The sequence below is a fragment of the Cesiribacter andamanensis AMV16 genome (assembly GCF_000348925.1).
In the GTDB taxonomy this organism is placed as follows: domain Bacteria; phylum Bacteroidota; class Bacteroidia; order Cytophagales; family Cyclobacteriaceae; genus Cesiribacter; species Cesiribacter andamanensis.
Window position 1 is genome coordinate 1 of sequence record NZ_AODQ01000096.1, and the last position, 17,406, is coordinate 17,406.

The following is a 17,406-nucleotide window of genomic DNA, read 5'->3' on the forward strand; positions in this document are numbered from 1 at the left end:
CGGAACCTGAGCGCCATTGCGGAGCATATAGCGCACCCCCTCTACGCCCAGTACATTGCCAATTTCGTGCGGATCCGATACGGTGGCCCCGGTGCCGTGCACTACCGCCAGGCGGGCAAATTCCGCCGGGGTAAGCATGGAGCTCTCAATGTGCACATGCGCATCGATAAAGGGGGGCAGAAAGTACTGCTCCGGGGCAGAAGCAAGCGGTTCTATGCGTGTAAGGAGCCCCTCTGCCAGGTGCAGGCGCACCGGGCGCAGCTGCCGCTGCAGGATATCTACCAGTATTCCATCCAGTTGCACAGGCTGCCGGAATTTCGTCTGGGCAGTTTTCAAATCGTTCATCGCGTTAAAAAGTTGTTGGAACCAATTCTCCACCCAAGTTATTCCTATATTTGCAACAATTTAACCCCCTGGCTGATTTTGAAGAGGAGCTATACCATATTCATTTACCTGCTGCTGGCCCTGGCCCTGGTGCTGGGCGGCTGCCAAAGCAGCAATAAAGGCCGCAAACAACCCAAGCGTGGCCCCATACCGTGCCCTGTAAAAGATTGCTAATGGTAGGCCAAGGCCACAAACTGTAGACCTGATGAAGAAAATTGTAATTGCCATAGATGGCTATTCTGCCTGCGGTAAAAGTTCTACTGCCAAGCGGGTAGCTGCTCAGTTAAACTATGCCTACATTGATACCGGCGCCATGTACCGCGCTGTTACCTATTATTTTCTTCAGCATTTTGTCAATCCCACCAATCCCAAAGCCGTAGAGCAGGCGCTCAAGACCATTGGCATTGAGTTTCATTATAACCCGAAAACCGGCGAAAATGAAACCTATTTGAATGGCCTCAATGTTGAAAAAGAGATACGCGGCATGGAAGTGTCCGAGCGGGTAAGCGAGGTAAGCACCCTGCCCAGGGTACGCAGCTGCATGGTGGAACTCCAACGCAAAATGGGAAAAAAGAAAGGGGTGGTCATGGATGGACGGGATATCGGCACCACCGTGTTTCCGGATGCTGAGCTCAAGATCTTCATGACGGCCGACTTTAACGAGCGGGCTGCCCGCCGCCAGCAGGAGCTGCTGGAAAAAAAGCAGCTGGTGGCCCTGGAAGCCGTAAAGGAAAACCTGGCCAAGCGAGACCATATTGATACCACCCGTGCCGAAAGCCCCCTGCGCAAGGCCGAAGATGCGTATGTGATCGACACTACCCACACCACCATGGACGAACAGGTTGGCATGATCCTGGACATGGCGCGTACAACAATACATCAGGAACAACTCCAAAATAAGGAATGAACGTTACCATCGATAAAAATTCAGGCTACTGCTTTGGCGTGGAATTCGCCATACAGATGGCCGAAGATGAAATGCCTGAGCAGGGAACGCTTTATTGCCTGGGCGATATTGTGCACAACGATATGGAAGTGCAGCGCCTCTACCAGAAAGGCCTGCGGGTGATCAGCCGGGATGATCTGCGGGAGCTCCGCGACTGCAAGGTGCTGATCCGCGCCCATGGCGAGCCCCCGGAGACCTACCAGATCGCTCTGGAAAATAACCTGGAGCTGATTGATGCCTCCTGTCCGGTGGTGCTCAAGCTGCAAAACCGGGTAAAGGGCGCTTATGATAAAATGCAGGAAATAGAGGGGCAGATCGTGATCTATGGCCAGAAGGGGCATGCCGAAGTAATTGGCCTTACCGGCCAGACCTGTGGCGATGCCATCGTAGTGACCACTCCCGAAGACCTTGCTGGTGTGGACTTTAGCCGGCCAGTTACCCTCTTTAGCCAGACTACAAAAAGTACAAAAGGCTTTTATGAGATCAAGGCGCTTATTGAAGAGCGCATGCAGGCCGCCCGCGGGGGTGCAGCGCTTACCGTACTGGACTTTAACGCCAACGACAGCATCTGCCGGCAGGTGAGCAACCGGGAGCCGCAGCTGGCCCGCTTTTCTCAGCAGCACGATGTGATATTGTTCGTAAGCGGGCGCAAAAGTTCAAACGGAAAAGCCCTCTATGCCGTCTGCAAGCACCATAATCCGCAAAGTTACTTTATCGAGAACGAGTCGGAGATCGATCCGGCCTGGCTGGAAGGCAAGCAAAGCGTAGGGATATGCGGTGCTACCTCTACCCCCATGTGGCTCATGGAGCGGGTAGCCTCTTATATCGGCAAGGTGTGCCAGCAGCAGGAAGTCTGATGTACCTTATTGCTGCGCTTTGGGCAGCTTTTAAGCAGTCGTTTCTGTTTTTATTGTCGCTTTTTTTACTATTTTTGCACCGTTTTACGGGTTAATACGTATCAAATGTCGAAAGTCATTAAGCTGAAAAAAGGCTTTAATATCAACCTTGCCGGCCAGGCCGAACGAAAAGTCGCCGGTGAGGTAATGCCCGAAACCTTCGCTCTAAAGCCCACCGATTTCTGGGGGATCCAGCGTCCTAAAGTACTGGTTAAGGAAGGCGACACAGTAAAAGCCGGCACTCCGATACTCTTCGATAAAGCCAACCCAAAGGTGCAGTTTGTTGCGCCGGTAAGCGGTGAGGTAGTTGAAGTGGTGCGGGGCGCCAAGCGCAAATTGCTGGAAATCCGCATTCTGGCCGATAAGCAGCTGGTGTACGAAGAGTTTCCGAAACTGTCTGCCAGCGAGCTTTCTGCGCTTCCCCGTGAGGAAGCCGTTGAGCTTCTTGCCCGAAGCGGGGTATGGCCACACCTGGTACAGCGTCCCTATGGCATTATTGCCAGTCCGGATGTTACGCCACGGGCCATCTTTATCTCCACCTTCGATACCCACCCCCTGGCTCCGGAGTACGATTTTCTGCTCAAAGGGCAGGAGCGGTACTTCCAGGCAGGCATTGACATGCTCAAGCGGCTTACCGATGGCCCGGTGCACCTGGGCATCCATGCCGATGCGGAGCTTTCGCCTGTATTTGCCGATGTAAAAGGCGCTACCCTGCACAAGTTCAGCGGCAAGCACCCGGCAGGCAATGTGGGCGTGCAGATCCACCACATCGATCCCATCAACAAAGGCGATATTGTCTGGACCATCAACCCGGTAGGGGTGGTGCAGATTGGCAAGCTGCTGGTAGATGGCCGCTACGACAGCTCCAAGCTGGTAGCGCTTACCGGCTCCGAGCTTACCACCCCCCAGTACATCAAAACCTGGTCTGGTGCCCAGGTAGGCAAGCTGATAGGCAATGGTGTAAAAGCAGGTGAGCTGCGCTACATTAGCGGCAACGTGCTTACCGGAACCAATGTGGGCCGTGAGGGCTATCTTGGCTTCCATGACAATATGGTAACCGTTATTCCTGAAGGCAAGTACTACGATTTCCTGGGCTGGCTTAAGCCTACGGCCGACAAGCTGAGCTTCCATCGCTCCTTTGGCCTGCTGTCCTTCCTGCGGCCCAACAAACCCTTTGTGGTAGATACCAACCTGCAGGGTGAGGAGCGGGCCTTTGTGCAAACCAGCTCCTATGGAAAAGTAGTGCCCATGGACATTATGCCCGAGTACCTGGTGAAGGCCATCATGGCTGAGGATTATGACGGCATGGAGGCGCTGGGAATTTATGAAGTGATAGAAGAAGATCTGGCCCTGTGCGAATTCATCGATGTATCGAAGCACGACTTCCAGGCCATTCTGAGAGAAGGACTTACCTTAATGCAATATAGCTAATGAAAGCATTACGCGATTTAATGGACAAACAGAAGCCCATGTTTGAGAAGGGGGGTAAGTTTGAAAAGTTCTACTACCTCTTTGAGGCAGGAGAAACCTTCATGTTTACGCCCAACCATGTAACGGGGGCGAAAGGGGCACAGATCCGGGATGCCAATAACCTGAAGCGCTTTATGATGACGGTGGTGATCGCCATGATCCCCTGTTTGCTTTTTGGTATCTGGAACAGCGGCTATCAGCACTACCTGGCAGTAGGAGAGGAGCCTGAGTTCTGGAAATCCGTAGTGCTGGGCGCTACCCTGGTGCTGCCTATTGTACTGGTATCCTACGTAGCCGGTGGCATAGTGGAGGCCGTTTTTGCCGTAGTGCGCAAGCACCCCATCAACGAAGGCTTCCTGGTAACGGGTATGCTTATTCCCCTGATCCTGCCGGTGACCATTCCGCTCTGGCAGGTGGCGCTGGCCACCATCTTTGCCGTACTGATTGCCAAAGAAGTTTTGGCGGCACCGGCATGAACGTACTCAACGTGGCCATGACGGCCCGTGCTTTCCTTTACTTTGCTTATCCAACCGATATATCCGGCGATGTGTGGACCTACTATGGCGACAAAGTTGCTGTGGAAGGCTATACCGGTGCTACCCCCCTTGCGGTGGCGGCCCAGGCTAATATTGATAAGGTAAACGTGGTGCAGGCCATGGATGCCAGCTGGCTGGGCCAGAATGGCGACCTGTTTGGCATCTGGAACCTCTTTCTGGGCGGGTACCCCGACTCCATCGGCGCTTCTTCTGTGCTGATGTGCCTTGTAGGCATTGGCATTCTGCTGCTGACCGGAGTAGCCAGCTGGAAACTGATCCTAAGCACCTTTTTGGGCGCCGCCTTCATGGGCCTGCTCAATAACGTTATGGCGGTAAACACCTACATGGAGTGGCCCTGGTATTACCATCTGCTCACCGGTGGTCTGGCCTTTGGCGCGGCCTTTATGGTGACCGACCCGGTTTCGGCTACCCATACCGAGACGGGCAAGTGGATCTATGGTTTCCTCATCGGCGTGCTTACGGTAATTATCCGGGTGTTTAACCCGGCCTTCCCCGAGGGCATCATGCTGGCCGTACTTCTGATGAACGTACTGGCTCCGCTGATCGACCACTATGTAGTACAAGCCAATAAGAACAGACGACTAAAACGAGTAGCCCGTGCGACAGTCTAATGCATATGTAATCGGATTTGCAGCCATCCTTACCGTAATCATCGGTGGGTTGCTGGCGGCAGCAGCGGTAGGCTTACGAGAGCCCCAGCAAAAGGCAGTGAAGTTGGATACCCGCACCAAGATCCTGAGTGCCGTAATGGAGATAAAGGAAGGGGATGATGTAAACCAGATCTGGGAAGAGCGTATTTCATCCCTGGTGGTCGACATCGATGGGGATGTGGTAGAGCGCCTGGACGATGGCACAGCCGTTATTGCCGAGTCAATCGATGTAGGAAAGGAATTCAAGAAGTCTCCACAGGAGCGTCTGTTTCCCGTATTCGAGTTCAAAGGCGACAACGGAGAGATTCAAAACTACATCATTCCTGTATACGGCAATGGCCTTTGGGACCGTATCTGGGGTTTTGTGGCCCTAGAAAAAGACCTGGTAACCATTAAGGGCGTACGCTTTGACCACAAGGGCGAAACCCCTGGTCTGGGCGCCCGCATCACCGATGGCGAGGTACAGGACCGCTACATTGGCAAGAAAATCTATAACAATGTAGGCGATCTGGTGTCTGTACAGATGATGAAAGCCGAGACCGGTGATGCTTCTATTTACGATGAGTATCATGTGGATGGTATGTCAGGCTCAACCATGACAGCCAATGGCGTAAACGATATGCTGATGCGATATTTCCGCTACTACTCCAATTACTTTAAAACCATTGACTCTGCCGATCAGGACGAGATCCGCAAGGCCGAGCAGGTTGATGAGGTAATTGAAGACCAGCAGCCCATGAAAGAAAACGTACAAACGGAGGAGGTACAATGAGCGCGCAAATAGCAGAAACCCAAGAGATAAAAGTGGCCAAAAAGCCTGCCGAAGCGCTTCTGTCGAAGCGCCGCCGCAAGCTGTTGGTAGACCCCCTGAACGACGATAACCCCATTACCATACAGGTACTGGGCATCTGCTCGGCCCTGGCGGTTACAAGCCAGATGCTGCCTACTACCACCATGGCCATTGCGGTTATTGTGGTTGTGGTAATGTCTAACCTGATCATCTCCCTGATGCGGAACATCATCCCCAGCCGGATCCGCATTATTGTACAGCTGGCAATTGTTGCTTCGCTGGTAATTCTGGTAGACCAGGTGCTGAAAGCCTATGCCTATGACATTTCCCGGCAGCTGTCGGTATTTGTAGGCCTTATCATTACCAACTGTATCATCATGGGCCGTCTGGAGGCATTTGCCATGGGCAATAAGCCTTATGATTCCATTCTGGACGGTCTGGGCAGTGGATTTGGCTACGCCTGGATCATCCTAACCGTGGCCTTCTTCCGCGAATTGCTCGGATCCGGTGCGGTATACGGCATGAAGGTGTTTGAGGCCATTGGCCTTGATTTCCCAAATAATGGTCTGATGGTAACCCCTGTGGGTGCCTTCCTTATCCTGGGCATCATCATTTGGGTACAAAGAACAAAAACTGGTTACGTAGAAAAATAAGCCATTATGGAACTGATTAGCTTAGGTGTAAGATCCATCTTTATCGAGAACATGGTGTTCGCTTACTTTCTGGGAATGTGCTCCTATCTGGCCGTTTCCAAAAAAGTAAGTACTGCCTTTGGTCTTGGTCTGGCGGTTATCTTCGTACTTACCATTACTGTGCCGGTTAACTGGCTGCTGCAGGAGTATGTGCTTAGCGAGGGAGCCCTTAGCTGGCTGAGCGCCGACCTGGCCACTGTAGACCTTAGTTTTCTGCAGTTTATCATGTTCATTGCCATTATTGCGGCCATGGTGCAGCTGGTGGAAATGGTGATTGAGAAATTCTCGCCCGCCCTCTATGGCTCACTGGGTATCTTCCTGCCGCTGATTGCGGTAAACTGTGCCATTCTGGGCTCGTCCCTGTTCATGGTACAGCGCGATTATACCCTTACCGAAGCGGCTGTGTTTGGCTTTACCTCCGGTATTGGCTGGTTTATTGCCATTATTGCGCTGGCGGCCATCCGGGAGCGCCTGATGTACTCCAATGTACCCGACGGCCTCAAGGGACTGGGCATTACCATGATCATTACCGGCCTTATGGGCTTGGGCTTCATGTCCTTCATGGGCATTAAGCTGGGCAATGAGAATGAGGATGAAACGGCCATTCCGGGCACTGAGAATACCACCGAGATAGTAGCGCCCCAGGAATCGGCCTCTGCCGGTATCCACTACATTGACTGATTCGCTTTTTATCCCGATTGATCTATAGAAGCCCTGCCCCTCTCCGGCAGGGCTTTTTGTTTATATTTTTTCCGGAGGATAAACCAAAAGTTGCTTGTTTTGCGTACTGTTTGTGTAGCGGGCCCATTTGCCTCATAAGCAGGGGAGCCCAGCCTGAAATCTGCTTTTTTCCTCATGAGTAAATTCACCACCAAGCGCCTGTTGTATTTTTTCCTTAGGGGCCTTCTTATTCTGGTACCCATAGCGCTAACGGTCTACATCATTGTAGTAACCCTGGCCTGGATCGATAGCCTGGTGCCGGCCGAAATACCCGGCCTGGGCCTGCTGATCGTAGCCTCCCTCATTACCCTGATCGGTTACCTGGCCTCTACCTTTATGGCCAAACCCATTTTTGAGCTGGTAGAAGAGCTCATCATGGAAGTACCCCTCATCAGCATGATCTACTCCAGCATCAAAGACCTGCTGGCAGCCTTTGTAGGGGATAAGAAAAAATTTAACCAGCCGGTAATTGTGGAGATGCAGGAGGGAAGCCAGCTCTACAAAGTAGGCTTTATGACCCAGGACGACATGCGCATCATGGGCCATGCCGATAAGGTGGCCGTATACCTGCCGCACTCCTACAACTTTTCGGGCAACCTCTACATTGTGCCCCGGGAGCGGGTAAGCCTGCTGCACCTGCCCAGTGGTGATGTGATGAAGTTTGTGGTATCGGGCGGCGTAAGCGGCTATCAGGAGCTGCTGCTGGCCGAAGAACATGCCCGCAACCAGGAAGCGGCCCTCAAGGATGAACCGCAGAACAGCCCCATGAGCAGCCCACTGGCACCATGAGGCGGTGGGTGATCACCGATATCCACGGCTGCTACCACACCTTTAAAGCCCTGCTGGAGCAGCAGATCAGGCTTAGCCGGCAGGATACGCTCTACCTGCTGGGCGACTACATCAATAAAGGTCCCTTTAGCCGGCAGGTGCTGGACTATATTATGGACCTGCGTCAGAAGGGCTACCAGCTGGAGCTGCTGCGCGGCAACCATGAGCAGGAGATCCTGAAGGTGCTGGCCGGCAAGTCGGACCTCACCAGCCTGCGGGAAAAAGGGGGCGGCACCTTTCTGGCCAATTTTGGCATAGACCACCCGGCCGATATCCCCGAGCAGTACATCCACTTTTTTAAGGAACTGAAATGGTACCTGAGCCTGGATCAGTGGCTGCTGGTGCACTCCGGCTTTGATTTTGAAGCCCAGGATCCGTACCAGCCCGGAGAGGCCATGCTTACGCTACGGGAGTATACGGTAGATACCCGCCAGACCGGAGGCAGGCGGGTGCTGCATGGCCATACCCCCACCGACCTGGAGCAGATCATAAAAACACTTGAGGATACTACTGCTCTGGATATTTCGCTGGATGCCGGCTGTGTGTACCGCGGCAATCCCCGGCAGGGCAGGCTGCTTGCCCTGGAGCTTGGCAGCTGGCAGTGGCTAAGCCAGCCCAATATTGATATCAGCGAGAATTACCAGCCATAAGGTAACCAAAGCGCTCCTACGGTGTTCTCTTCCTAGAACCTTACCAACCAGAGGAGAGATGAATACCAATTTTTATACAATAGAGGAGGGGGAGGGGCCGCTGCTGGCAGCCGCCATTCATGACGGACACCGCCTGCGCCCTTCCATCAATGCCTATATGGGCCTGAGCAAAGAGGAGCGCCTGCGGGAAGAAGACCCCCATACCGGCACCCTCGCCCGCCTGTTTCCTACCCATATCATCGGCCACTATTCCCGTTTTGAGACCGACCTGAACCGGCCCCGCAACAAGGCCATTTACCTGAAGCCGGAAGATGCCTGGGGCCTGCATGTATGGCGGCAGTCCATCCCTAAGGATGAAGTAGAAGAATCTCTGCAAAACTATGATGCCTTCTATGCGGCCGCCGAAGCTCTGCTCCAAAAGAAAATAGATCGCTGGGGGTTTGTTTTTATCTATGACCTGCATACCTACAACCACCGCCGCGGTGGCCCGCAGGCCCGCCCGGCCAGTGAAGAGAAGAACCCGGAGATCAACCTGGGGCTGGGCAACATAGACCTGGGCCGCTGGCGCCCGGTGATCGATACGTTTACGGCCAGCTACCGGAGCAACTACCCGGGGGTTGAAAAACCCGACATACGCGAGAACGTAAAATTTGAAGGGGGCCATTTTATGCACTGGGTCCATGAGCGCTTCGGCAATAAGGCCTGCAGCCTATCCATTGAGTTTAAAAAGACCTTTATGGATGAGTGGACCAATGAACTGGATCAGAATCACCTGCACCGCATCGGGCAGGCACTTAAAGCAACTGCAGCCCCTGTACTGGAGCGGGCAGCCACATTAATTCAACGACCAGACGTACATGATCGAGGGACCTACAGCACAAACCAAGCCGTTACTAGACCAGATAAAGAACGACAAGAGCGTACATGAGACCCTGCCCGGGGGTAGTCTGCTGCACATAGACCGGCCTGTGCCGTTCCTGTGCCTCTACCGCTATCCGGAAGGCGTCAGCAAATCGTCGGAGGGCATGCTGGTAACCACCCAGCCGGCTTACCTGCTGCTGCAGGAGGCAGACCGGGAGGAAGCCGAGGCCTTTTTGTGCCAGCTGGCCGAAAGCATGCGCAAGCGCTTTGGCGCCTTTCTGCTGCTGGAGGTCTGGCGCTCCGACCAAAAGCAGGGTTTTGGGCTGGTAAGCGCTGATGACACCAATAAGCAGTTTGTGGACACCCTTAAAAAGGAGCTGGCCGAGTTTCCCCTGGCCCTTACCCAGCAGGTAAAAACCACGGACAAGTTTCCAAAGGGATTTGAGCCCCTGCTGCCCCGCAGCCTGCTGGAAGAAGAAACCGTGCGGGCCCTGGGCATGGCTATAGCCCCCTTTTATCTGAGTAGCCGTACCAGGCGCCTGTTTCCAGTTATCTTCCGGCAGTTTCGCCGGGAGCTTTCCATAGCCCTGCGCAAGTTCTTCTATGACTTTGCCCGGGTGCAGACGCGCATGGAGGTGGCCCACTACCACAGCCTGGGCCGCCAGCATGAGGGGGCCCTGGTATGGGAGATCGATCAGGAGCTGGTGGAGATCAGCAGCAGTTTTGATTTTTTGCTGCTCACCTCAGTGGTCAATCACCAGGAAGCCTGGCAGGAATTTAAAAGGAGCGGCTACAACCAGGCGCCCACCTTTCTGTACCGGCTCATACCAGTAGATCCCGAACTGCTAAAGCGCCGCCTCTACCAGGTGCCCATTGAGGAGCTGGATGATCCAACCCTTGCCTTTGTGTTCCGGGATAAGCGCAAGGAGCTGGAGCGCCTGCTCAACATGCTGGAAGAGCGCAATACCCCTGATTTCAGGCTCTCCAGCATACAGGTGTTTGGCGGGGCCGAAGAAGAACTCGTAGCCAAGGCCAACCAGATCCTGGATTATCAGCAGGAGGCTGTGCTGGACGAGGCCGACGAGGATCAGACGCACCCCATCAGCACGGAAGCCTTTGCCGAGATGGCCCGCCAGGAAATTGCCTGGATGAAACAGCAGTATGAGGCGCTGGATGCCACCGTAAACATCCGCAAAGACATCACCGGCCTGATGGTTTCGCGCGGACAGTTGCTCATCGGAGAAGGATTTACCACCAACAGCCGGCGGGCACAGGCCCTTATTCAGCACGAGGTGGGCACCCATGTGCTTACCTTCTACAATGGCAAGGCACAACCCTTGCGCCAGATGTACGTAGGTTCTCCAGGGTATGAGGATCTGCAGGAAGGACTGGCGGTGCTTTCAGAATACCTGGTAGGAGGGTTAACACTGGGCAGGCTGCGTACGCTGGCCGGTCGGGTTATTGCCGTAAGCTGCCTGCTAAAGGAGGCCGATTTTGCCGAGACTTTCCGGGTCTTGCATAAAGACAAGGGATTTACCCCCTATACGGCCTACAGCATTACCGAACGGGTGTACCGCGGCGGCGGTATGACCAAAGATGCCGTGTACCTGAGGGGCCTGCTGCACCTGCTCAACCATCTTGCAGAAGGCAATGAGCTGGCCCCCCTGCTCATTGGCAAGATACGACAGGATTATCTGCCCATTATTGATGAACTGATACAACGCAAAATACTCAGACCAGCCCCCATCATGCCCCGCTATTTTCAGGATCCGGAAAGCATGAGGCGGCTTAAAAGTTTACACAACAAGGTAGATGTACTTTCGCTTCTTACCTAAATGCTTATTTTTTTAACCCAATGAAAATACTTTTTGTACTGGATGATGTCGCTACCGAATATGAGCGCAACACCACCGTTCTACTGGCGCACCACATGCACAATAAGGGGCATGAGGTACTACTGTCCGATGTGCGCAACATGGCCTATCATGCCGACGGGCATATGGGCGCCCATGCCTATGTAGCGTCTAAAAAGAGCTACAAAACGCAGGAAGAATACATACGCGATATCATCGAAAGCGCAAAAGATAAGCGCACTGCGCCGCAAACCATCTCAGGAGCCGAGCTGGATGTGATCTTTGTGCGCAATGACCCTTCCCGCCAGCAGGGACAGCAGTGGGCCCAGACAGCCGGCGCCGTATTCGGACAGGTAGCCACCCAGGATGGGGTTATTGTGCTCAACGACCCCTTTACCCTTTCCGATAGTGTAAATAAAATGTATTTTCAGCAGTTTCCGGAAGAGGTTCGGCCCAAGACCGTTATCTCCCGCGATCCAAAGGAGATCAAGGAGTTTTACCAGGAGCAGAAAAAAAGGGCGGCGTAGTGATGAAACCCCTGCAGGGCTCCGGCGGACAGGGGGTATTTCTGGTGAATGAAAAGAACGAAGCCAACCTTAATTCCATGATCGAAGCCAACCTGCGCGATGGCTACATCATTGTGCAGGAATACCTGCCCGAAGCAGCCCAGGGCGATATTCGCCTGTTTATGATCAATGGCGAGATCTTTGAGCCGGACGGCAAGCTGGCCGCCATGCACCGCTTTAACGATACCGGCGATGCCCGCAACAACGTATCGGCCGGGGGCAAGATCAAGAAAGCCAAGCTAACCGATGAGATCCGGGAGCTGGCCAGCTGGGTACGTCCCAAACTGGTGCAGGATGGGGTGTTTATCTGCGGGCTGGACATTGCCGGCAAAAAGCTCATGGAAACCAATATCTTTAGCCCGGGTGGCCTTACCGATATCAACAACATGATGGAGTACAACTTTGCGGCACCCCTGTGCGAAGCCATCGAGCGTAAGGTAGAGTACCGCCGGGTGTACGGGCCTGGACGCCTTTCCAATAAACTGCTTAACACGCTCTAATGGCGCAAATTGTATTAGTTAAGGGAGATCTGACCAAACAGAAGGTGGATGCGCTGGTAAATGCTGCCAACACCAAGCTGCAGGGCGGGGTGGGGTAGATGGCGCCATCCACGCCGCCGGAGGCCCTTCCATACTGGAGGCCTGCCGGGAAATTGTGGCCAAACGGGGCAATAAAGGCATCAAGCCCGGCGAGGCGGTGCTTACAACTGCCGGCCAGCTGCCGGCCCGCTTTGTGATCCATACGGCCGGTCCCATCTGGAAAGGTGGCTCTAAACGGGAAGGCAAGGTACTGGCCGACTGTTACCAGAACAGCCTGCTGCTGGCCCACGAACATTGCCTGAGCTCGGTGGCCTTTCCCAACATCAGCACTGGCGTATACGGCTACCCCAAAGAAGAAGCGGCCGAGATTGCCATCGGCATGGTGCGCTACTGCCTGCAGGAGGCCCAGTGTACCAATGTGAAGGAAGTTCGCTTTGTGTGCTTCGATGATGAGAATTTTCAGCTCTACCGCCAGCGCATGCGGGGCGAGGCCATCTCGCTCTAGTGCTTGTCGGCACTACCATAAAGAAGCCCCGGCCACATTGGCCGGGGCTTCTTTATTTTTATCTGCAGGGCAGCACTGCCAAAGGGAGCAGCAGCATGCTTAGCCAGCCTATTTTTTAGGCTTGCGGGCCTGTTTCTCGTCTTTTTGCTGGCGCTGGGCTTCCTGGCTGGCCTTGAGGGCTTCTTCCAGTCGAGCCTGAAAACCACCTTTTTTCTTGTCTTTGTTCTTCAGGCGGTTGCGCTCCAGCATGGCCAGTATCTTGTTGTCATCCACAAAACGGCGGATCAGATCCTGCTGGGCAAAGGTTACGATGTTGGAAACAAAGTAATAGTAGGTAAGCGCAGCGGGGAAGGAGTTCAGGAAGAATAGGAAGGTGATGGGCATGATGTAGCTCAGCGTCTTCATGGGGCCCTGCACGGCAGCCGACATCTGCTGGTTGCGGTGGGTATAAATGATGGTCGATACCGTCATCAGCAAACAGAATAGGCTTACATGATCACCATAGAAGGGGATCTTGAAGGGCAGCGTTACAATGCTGTCGTAGGTAGAGAGGTCATTGGCCCAGAGGAACTGCTCCTGCCGCAGCTCAATAGAGTTGGGGAAGAAGTAGAACATGGCAAACAGAATGGGCATCTGCAGCAGCATGGGCAAACAGCCGCTGATGGGGTTAATGCCCAGCTGCGAGTAAAGCTTCATCTGCTCCTGCTGCATCTTCATGGGGTCGTCCCCATGCTTTTCCTTTAGCTCATCAATCTGCGGCTTCAGTACCCGCATTTTGGCCATGCCCATATAGGACTTATAGGTGAGCGGAAAAAGCAGCAGCTTGATAAAGAGCACCAGCAGGAAGATGATGATGCCGTAATTGCTGATAAACTGCTCCAGGAAGTGGAAAACCGGGATGATCAGCCACTTGTTGATGGGGCGCAGGATAAAATAGCCCAGGTGCACGTTTTGGCCAAAGCCATCTGTTACCTTGCGCAGCATGTAGTAGTTATTGGGGCCGAAGAAGTAGGTAAAGCTTCCGCCGGCCTGTGCTACGCTATCAGAGAGCTGCAGGCGAATATCGGCATGTTTTACAAAGCTGGTATCATTGGCCGGTATATTGGCCGAGATGGCGCCGCTGCTGAAGCTACCATCCCTGGCAATGAGGGCTGCGGTAAAGAAGCGGTGGTTAATCCCTACCCATTTGATGGGCTCGCCAATCTGCTCTTCTTCCAGGCCAGTGGTATGCCGGTCCAGCTCCTCGTAGTCTTCGCCAAGGGTGTAGTAGTTGAGGGTGGTGCGGGTACGGCTGTCGTCAATATCCCGCTCCAGGTTGCGCAGGCGCTGCTGCCATCGGTACTCCAGGGGTGCCTGCTGGCTCATGCCGCTGGTCTTCAGATCGTACTGCAGCTGGTAGCTATCGGCAGGCAGGGTATAGGCATGCTGCACCTGGGCGCCATTGGGCAGATTCAGGCTAAAGACTACCTGCTGTCCGGCCTCGGTAGTGCGGGTCTGGGGGCTATAGTACAGGCTGTGCAGGTCTATCGGGCCCCGCTCGGTCTGGGTCTGCAGGCTAAACTGGGCCTTGCCTTCTTCTACCAGGTAAAGGGGTTGCTGATGATAGGTCTTGTATTCTTTCAGCAATACGCTTTTCACTATGCCCCCGCGGCTGCTTAGGGCTATGCGCACCAGTTCGTTCTCCAGCACTATCTCCTGCTCATCGCCCTGCATGGCGGCGGCATAGGCACCCCAGCGCTGGCTCATCTGGGCCTGGCGCAGGGAGTCGGGCAGGGCTGCTTCGGCAGGCTGTGCCGATGCCTGAGCATCAGCCGCCTGGCTGGTAGGCGCCTGCTGCTGCGGGGCCGGGGCAGGGGGCTCCGGTGCAAAGAAGAACATGTATACCATAAACAGTATACTGATCAGCACCAGACCCGTTATTTTGTCTTTGTCCATTTTCGCGTGTTAATCCTTCTGTTTCTTTTCCTTGTATTCCTGGGCCGCCTTCACAAAGCGGATAAAGAGGGGGTGAGGGGTCAATACCCGGCTCTGCAGCTCGGGGTGAAACTGCCCGCCCACAAACCAGGGGTGGTCCTTTAGCTCGATCATCTCCACCAGGCCGGTATCGGGATTGGTGCCCGAGGCCAGCATGCCAGCCTTTTCAAATTCTTTCAGATACTGGTTGTTAAACTCATAGCGGTGGCGATGGCGCTCGCTGATCTTGAGTTTGCCATAGGCCTGCGCGGCCTTGCTGCCTTTGCGCAACTCGCAGGCATAGCTGCCCAGGCGCATGGTGCCGCCCATTTCCTGTAGGTTTTTCTGATCTTCCATCAGGGCAATTACCGGATGGGGGGTGTCCTTGTCCATTTCGGTAGAGTTGGCACCTTTTAGGCCCAGCACATTGCGCGCAAATTCAATTACGGCACATTGCATGCCCAGGCAGATGCCCAGGAAGGGGATGCCGCTCTCGCGGGCAAAGCGTACAGTCTCGATCTTGCCCTCAATGCCCCGGTCGCCAAAGCCGGGCGCTACCAGAATACCATCCAGATGGCCCAGCATCTGAGCGGCATTGTCGGCGGTGATCTCCTCAGAGTGGATCAGCTTCAGCTGCACCTTGCACTCGTTGTGGGCACCGGCATGTACAAACGACTCGATGATGGACTTGTAGGCATCGGGCAGCTCTACATATTTGCCCACCAGGCCTATGCACACATCGCTGGTAGGGTTTTTGAGCTTGCCCAGAAACTCCTTCCAGTGCTCAATGGCCGGCTCCTGCTTATGGGGCATGCGCATTTTGGAAAGCACGCGCTCATCCAGCTTTTCTTTGAGCATCAGCAGGGGCACATCGTAGATGGTTTCGGCATCCAGGGCCTCAATCACCGAGTTGATGTTTACGTTGCAGAACAGGGCCAGCTTTTTGCGGATGTCCTGCGGCAGGCGGTGCTCTGAGCGGCATACCAGAATATCGGGCTGAATACCCGCTTCCAACAACTGTTTTACCGAGTGCTGGGTGGGTTTGGTCTTAAGCTCGCCAGCCGATTTCAGGTAGGGGATCAGCGTCAGGTGGATCACCAGGAAGTTATTTGGGCCCACCTCCCATTTTACCTGGCGCACCGCTTCTATGAAGGGCAGCGACTCAATGTCGCCCACGCAGCCGCCTATTTCGGTGATCACAAAATCATACTCGCCGGTTTCGCCCAGCAGGTACACATTGCGTTTGATCTCATCAGTAATGTGGGGCACCACCTGCACGGTCTTGCCCAGGAATTTACCCTGGCGCTCGGCAGTGATTACATTATGGTAAATGCGGCCGGTGGTGATGTTGTTGGCCTGTGAGGTGCTGATGCCCAGAAAGCGCTCATAATGCCCCAGGTCCAGGTCGGTCTCGGCCCCATCATTGGTCACATAGCACTCGCCATGCTCGTAGGGATTGAGGGTGCCCGGATCGATGTTGATGTAGGGGTCGAATTTCTGGATGGTTACCCGAAAGCCGCGGGCCTGTAGCAACTTGCCCAGAGAGGCTGAAATGATGCCTTTTCCTAAGGAAGAAGTTACTCCGCCCGTAACGAAGATATATTTAGCTGATGCCATTCAAGTATAGATGGTGCACGACTTACGGGGTACAAAGGTAGCTTTTTCCGCCGAATAAAGTAAAAGGCTTTTCTTTTTTATCTGGCAGCAGGCCCCGGCTCGGGCAGGCAGCTCCCATTTGTAAAAGTACAAATAGGGCTGGCACGGTGTAAATAGTGTTCTGCCAAGGGGCGGTGAGAAAGATGGGGGAGTAGGGCAAAGAAGGAGAAATAGACTGTGGATTATTTCTACAAATAGAATTATTCGAGGGCAAAACAGCTGTTGCAAAAATTCAATTTCTCCTCTTTTTGGGCTTTACATTATGGGTGTAAGGTGCCCCCCTCTTTTTGCAAATTTTAGAGGCAGCCTCTCCCTACCTTTAAAATAGTGAAAAAGCCTGCATCAGGCTTACACCATTATTTAAAAGGAGACTGCATATTGAAAACGTTTACCATACTCCTACAGACCTGGGTGCTTGTGCTGCTGCTGGGGTATAGCGCAGCTAATGCTCAGGATTGCAGCATGATCACCGGCGCGGGAGGCGATATTTTTCCCGACAAGCGCTGCGCTCCGGTTGTGGCTACCCTGCAGGCGCGCTTCTTTTCTCCGGCAAGCCAGCCGGCCATAGCCAACTTCAAAATCAAGGTAAGCTGGGCTGATGGAAGCGCTCCGGAGATCTTTCCGGCAAGTGCAAGCCTGAACGCAGATGGTACAAGTTGGGTGTATGAAATCAAAAATATTAAACATACTTACCCCAAAGGGGGCGAAGACTGCAACTATGTAGTAGAGGCCTACCCCATTATCAACAATACGGTAGAGTGTACTTCCAAATTCTATAGGGGGAATGTTACCGTATGGGATACCGATGATGAGAACGGGGGCGAGCTGGCCCTGTCCTCCTTTCTATTATGTATGCCCCGGTGAAACCATTGCCATTACCTTTAATGATG

16 protein-coding genes and 2 pseudogenes are annotated in these 17,406 nt (G+C 53.9%); 15 read left to right on the plus strand and 3 right to left on the minus strand.

The annotated features are described in order from the left end of the window. A partial coding sequence (locus ADICEAN_RS22365) for an amidohydrolase family protein (protein ID WP_040397501.1) occupies positions 1-345 on the minus strand: 345 nt, incomplete at its 3' end. A 244-nt stretch (positions 346-589) separates the two neighbouring features. On the opposite strand from ADICEAN_RS22365, the gene cmk reads away from it, so the two are divergent. The 14 genes and pseudogenes from cmk (at position 590) to ADICEAN_RS15450 (ending at position 12,907) form a co-directional block, all read left to right on the plus strand. Beyond that, on the plus strand, positions 590-1,291 hold the full coding sequence (gene cmk, locus ADICEAN_RS15390; protein ID WP_009196553.1) for a (d)CMP kinase: 702 nt from the start codon (positions 590-592) through the stop codon (positions 1,289-1,291). Continuing rightward, positions 1,288-2,187: a 4-hydroxy-3-methylbut-2-enyl diphosphate reductase gene (locus ADICEAN_RS15395; RefSeq protein WP_009196554.1), complete on the plus strand. Its 900-nt coding sequence runs from the start codon at positions 1,288-1,290 to the stop codon at positions 2,185-2,187. The genes cmk and ADICEAN_RS15395 overlap by 4 nt, the downstream gene beginning before the upstream one ends. A 105-nt stretch (positions 2,188-2,292) precedes the next feature. Further along, complete coding sequence (locus tag ADICEAN_RS15400; protein WP_009196555.1) at positions 2,293-3,657, plus strand: Na(+)-translocating NADH-quinone reductase subunit A; 1,365 nt, start codon at positions 2,293-2,295, stop codon at positions 3,655-3,657. Continuing rightward, positions 3,657-4,864 (plus strand): annotated as a pseudogene (locus ADICEAN_RS15405) (NADH:ubiquinone reductase (Na(+)-transporting) subunit B). The gene ADICEAN_RS15400 and the pseudogene ADICEAN_RS15405 overlap by 1 nt, the downstream one beginning before the upstream one ends. After that, positions 4,851-5,675, plus strand: coding sequence for an NADH:ubiquinone reductase (Na(+)-transporting) subunit C (nqrC, locus tag ADICEAN_RS15410; RefSeq protein WP_009196558.1), 825 nt, complete (start codon positions 4,851-4,853; stop codon positions 5,673-5,675). Before ADICEAN_RS15405 ends, nqrC begins: the two are co-directional and overlap by 14 nt. Beyond that, positions 5,672-6,346: an NADH:ubiquinone reductase (Na(+)-transporting) subunit D gene (locus tag ADICEAN_RS15415; RefSeq protein WP_009196559.1), complete on the plus strand. Its 675-nt coding sequence runs from the start codon at positions 5,672-5,674 to the stop codon at positions 6,344-6,346. The genes nqrC and ADICEAN_RS15415 overlap by 4 nt, the downstream gene beginning before the upstream one ends. A gap of 6 nt (positions 6,347-6,352) precedes the next feature. After that, positions 6,353-6,961 (plus strand): annotated as a pseudogene (gene nqrE, locus ADICEAN_RS15420) (NADH:ubiquinone reductase (Na(+)-transporting) subunit E); the annotation flags it as partial. Positions 6,962-7,240: 279 nt separating this feature from the next. Then, positions 7,241-7,894 (plus strand): DUF502 domain-containing protein, encoded by a 654-nt coding sequence (locus ADICEAN_RS15425; RefSeq protein ID WP_009196561.1) that lies wholly within the window; start codon positions 7,241-7,243, stop codon positions 7,892-7,894. Beyond that, complete coding sequence (locus tag ADICEAN_RS15430) at positions 7,891-8,583, plus strand: metallophosphoesterase (protein WP_009196562.1); 693 nt, start codon at positions 7,891-7,893, stop codon at positions 8,581-8,583. The genes ADICEAN_RS15425 and ADICEAN_RS15430 overlap by 4 nt, the downstream gene beginning before the upstream one ends. A gap of 58 nt (positions 8,584-8,641) precedes the next feature. After that, a complete protein-coding gene (locus tag ADICEAN_RS15435; RefSeq protein WP_009196563.1) occupies positions 8,642-9,511 on the plus strand; it encodes an N-formylglutamate amidohydrolase in 870 nt (289 codons plus the stop codon). Continuing rightward, positions 9,441-11,279, plus strand: a complete 1,839-nt coding sequence (locus ADICEAN_RS15440) for a flavohemoglobin expression-modulating QEGLA motif protein (protein WP_083879751.1) — start codon at positions 9,441-9,443, stop codon at positions 11,277-11,279. Before ADICEAN_RS15435 ends, ADICEAN_RS15440 begins: the two co-directional genes overlap by 71 nt. Positions 11,280-11,299: 20 nt before the next feature. Continuing rightward, the gene (locus ADICEAN_RS23035; RefSeq protein ID WP_009196565.1) at positions 11,300-11,824 is read left to right on the plus strand and encodes a glutathione synthetase; all 525 of its coding nucleotides are present in this window, start codon (positions 11,300-11,302) and stop codon (positions 11,822-11,824) included. Positions 11,825-11,826: 2 nt separating this feature from the next. Then, complete coding sequence (locus tag ADICEAN_RS23040) at positions 11,827-12,363, plus strand: ATP-grasp domain-containing protein (protein WP_009196566.1); 537 nt, start codon at positions 11,827-11,829, stop codon at positions 12,361-12,363. Between the two features lie 133 nt (positions 12,364-12,496). Then, positions 12,497-12,907, plus strand: a complete 411-nt coding sequence (locus tag ADICEAN_RS15450; RefSeq protein WP_394330759.1) for a macro domain-containing protein — start codon at positions 12,497-12,499, stop codon at positions 12,905-12,907. A gap of 108 nt (positions 12,908-13,015) precedes the next feature. Here ADICEAN_RS15450 and yidC read toward each other — a convergent pair whose 3' ends face one another. Together yidC and ADICEAN_RS15460 are read right to left on the minus strand one after the other, a co-directional pair. Continuing rightward, complete coding sequence (gene yidC, locus ADICEAN_RS15455; RefSeq protein ID WP_009196569.1) at positions 13,016-14,842, minus strand: membrane protein insertase YidC; 1,827 nt, start codon at positions 14,840-14,842, stop codon at positions 13,016-13,018. Between the two features lie 9 nt (positions 14,843-14,851). Then, positions 14,852-16,477 carry a CTP synthase gene (locus tag ADICEAN_RS15460; protein ID WP_009196570.1) on the minus strand — a complete coding sequence of 542 codons (1,626 nt, stop codon included), beginning with the start codon at positions 16,475-16,477 and terminating at the stop codon, positions 14,852-14,854. Between the two features lie 417 nt (positions 16,478-16,894). Here ADICEAN_RS15460 and ADICEAN_RS15465 point away from each other — a divergent pair, with 417 nt between their 5' ends. Further along, positions 16,895-17,380, plus strand: coding sequence for a hypothetical protein (locus ADICEAN_RS15465; protein ID WP_009196571.1), 486 nt, complete (start codon positions 16,895-16,897; stop codon positions 17,378-17,380). The last annotated feature ends 26 nt before the right edge of the window (positions 17,381-17,406 follow it).

Bases quoted from the DNA above. Each gene is read 5' to 3' on its own strand.
- cmk (WP_009196553.1), top strand. From the start codon at position 590: ATGAAGAAAATTGTAATTGCCATAGATGGCTATTCTGCCTGCGGTAAA.
- ADICEAN_RS15395 (WP_009196554.1), top strand. From the start codon at position 1,288: ATGAACGTTACCATCGATAAAAATTCAGGCTACTGCTTTGGCGTGGAA.
- ADICEAN_RS15400 (WP_009196555.1), top strand. From the start codon at position 2,293: ATGTCGAAAGTCATTAAGCTGAAAAAAGGCTTTAATATCAACCTTGCC.
- ADICEAN_RS15415 (WP_009196559.1), top strand. From the start codon at position 5,672: ATGAGCGCGCAAATAGCAGAAACCCAAGAGATAAAAGTGGCCAAAAAG.
- ADICEAN_RS15425 (WP_009196561.1), top strand. From the start codon at position 7,241: ATGAGTAAATTCACCACCAAGCGCCTGTTGTATTTTTTCCTTAGGGGC.
- ADICEAN_RS15430 (WP_009196562.1), top strand. From the start codon at position 7,891: ATGAGGCGGTGGGTGATCACCGATATCCACGGCTGCTACCACACCTTT.
- ADICEAN_RS15435 (WP_009196563.1), top strand. From the start codon at position 8,642: ATGAATACCAATTTTTATACAATAGAGGAGGGGGAGGGGCCGCTGCTG.
- ADICEAN_RS15440 (WP_083879751.1), top strand. From the start codon at position 9,441: ATGATCGAGGGACCTACAGCACAAACCAAGCCGTTACTAGACCAGATA.
- ADICEAN_RS23035 (WP_009196565.1), top strand. From the start codon at position 11,300: ATGAAAATACTTTTTGTACTGGATGATGTCGCTACCGAATATGAGCGC.
- ADICEAN_RS23040 (WP_009196566.1), top strand. From the start codon at position 11,827: ATGAAACCCCTGCAGGGCTCCGGCGGACAGGGGGTATTTCTGGTGAAT.
- yidC (WP_009196569.1), bottom strand. From the start codon at position 14,842: ATGGACAAAGACAAAATAACGGGTCTGGTGCTGATCAGTATACTGTTT.
- ADICEAN_RS15460 (WP_009196570.1), bottom strand. From the start codon at position 16,477: ATGGCATCAGCTAAATATATCTTCGTTACGGGCGGAGTAACTTCTTCC.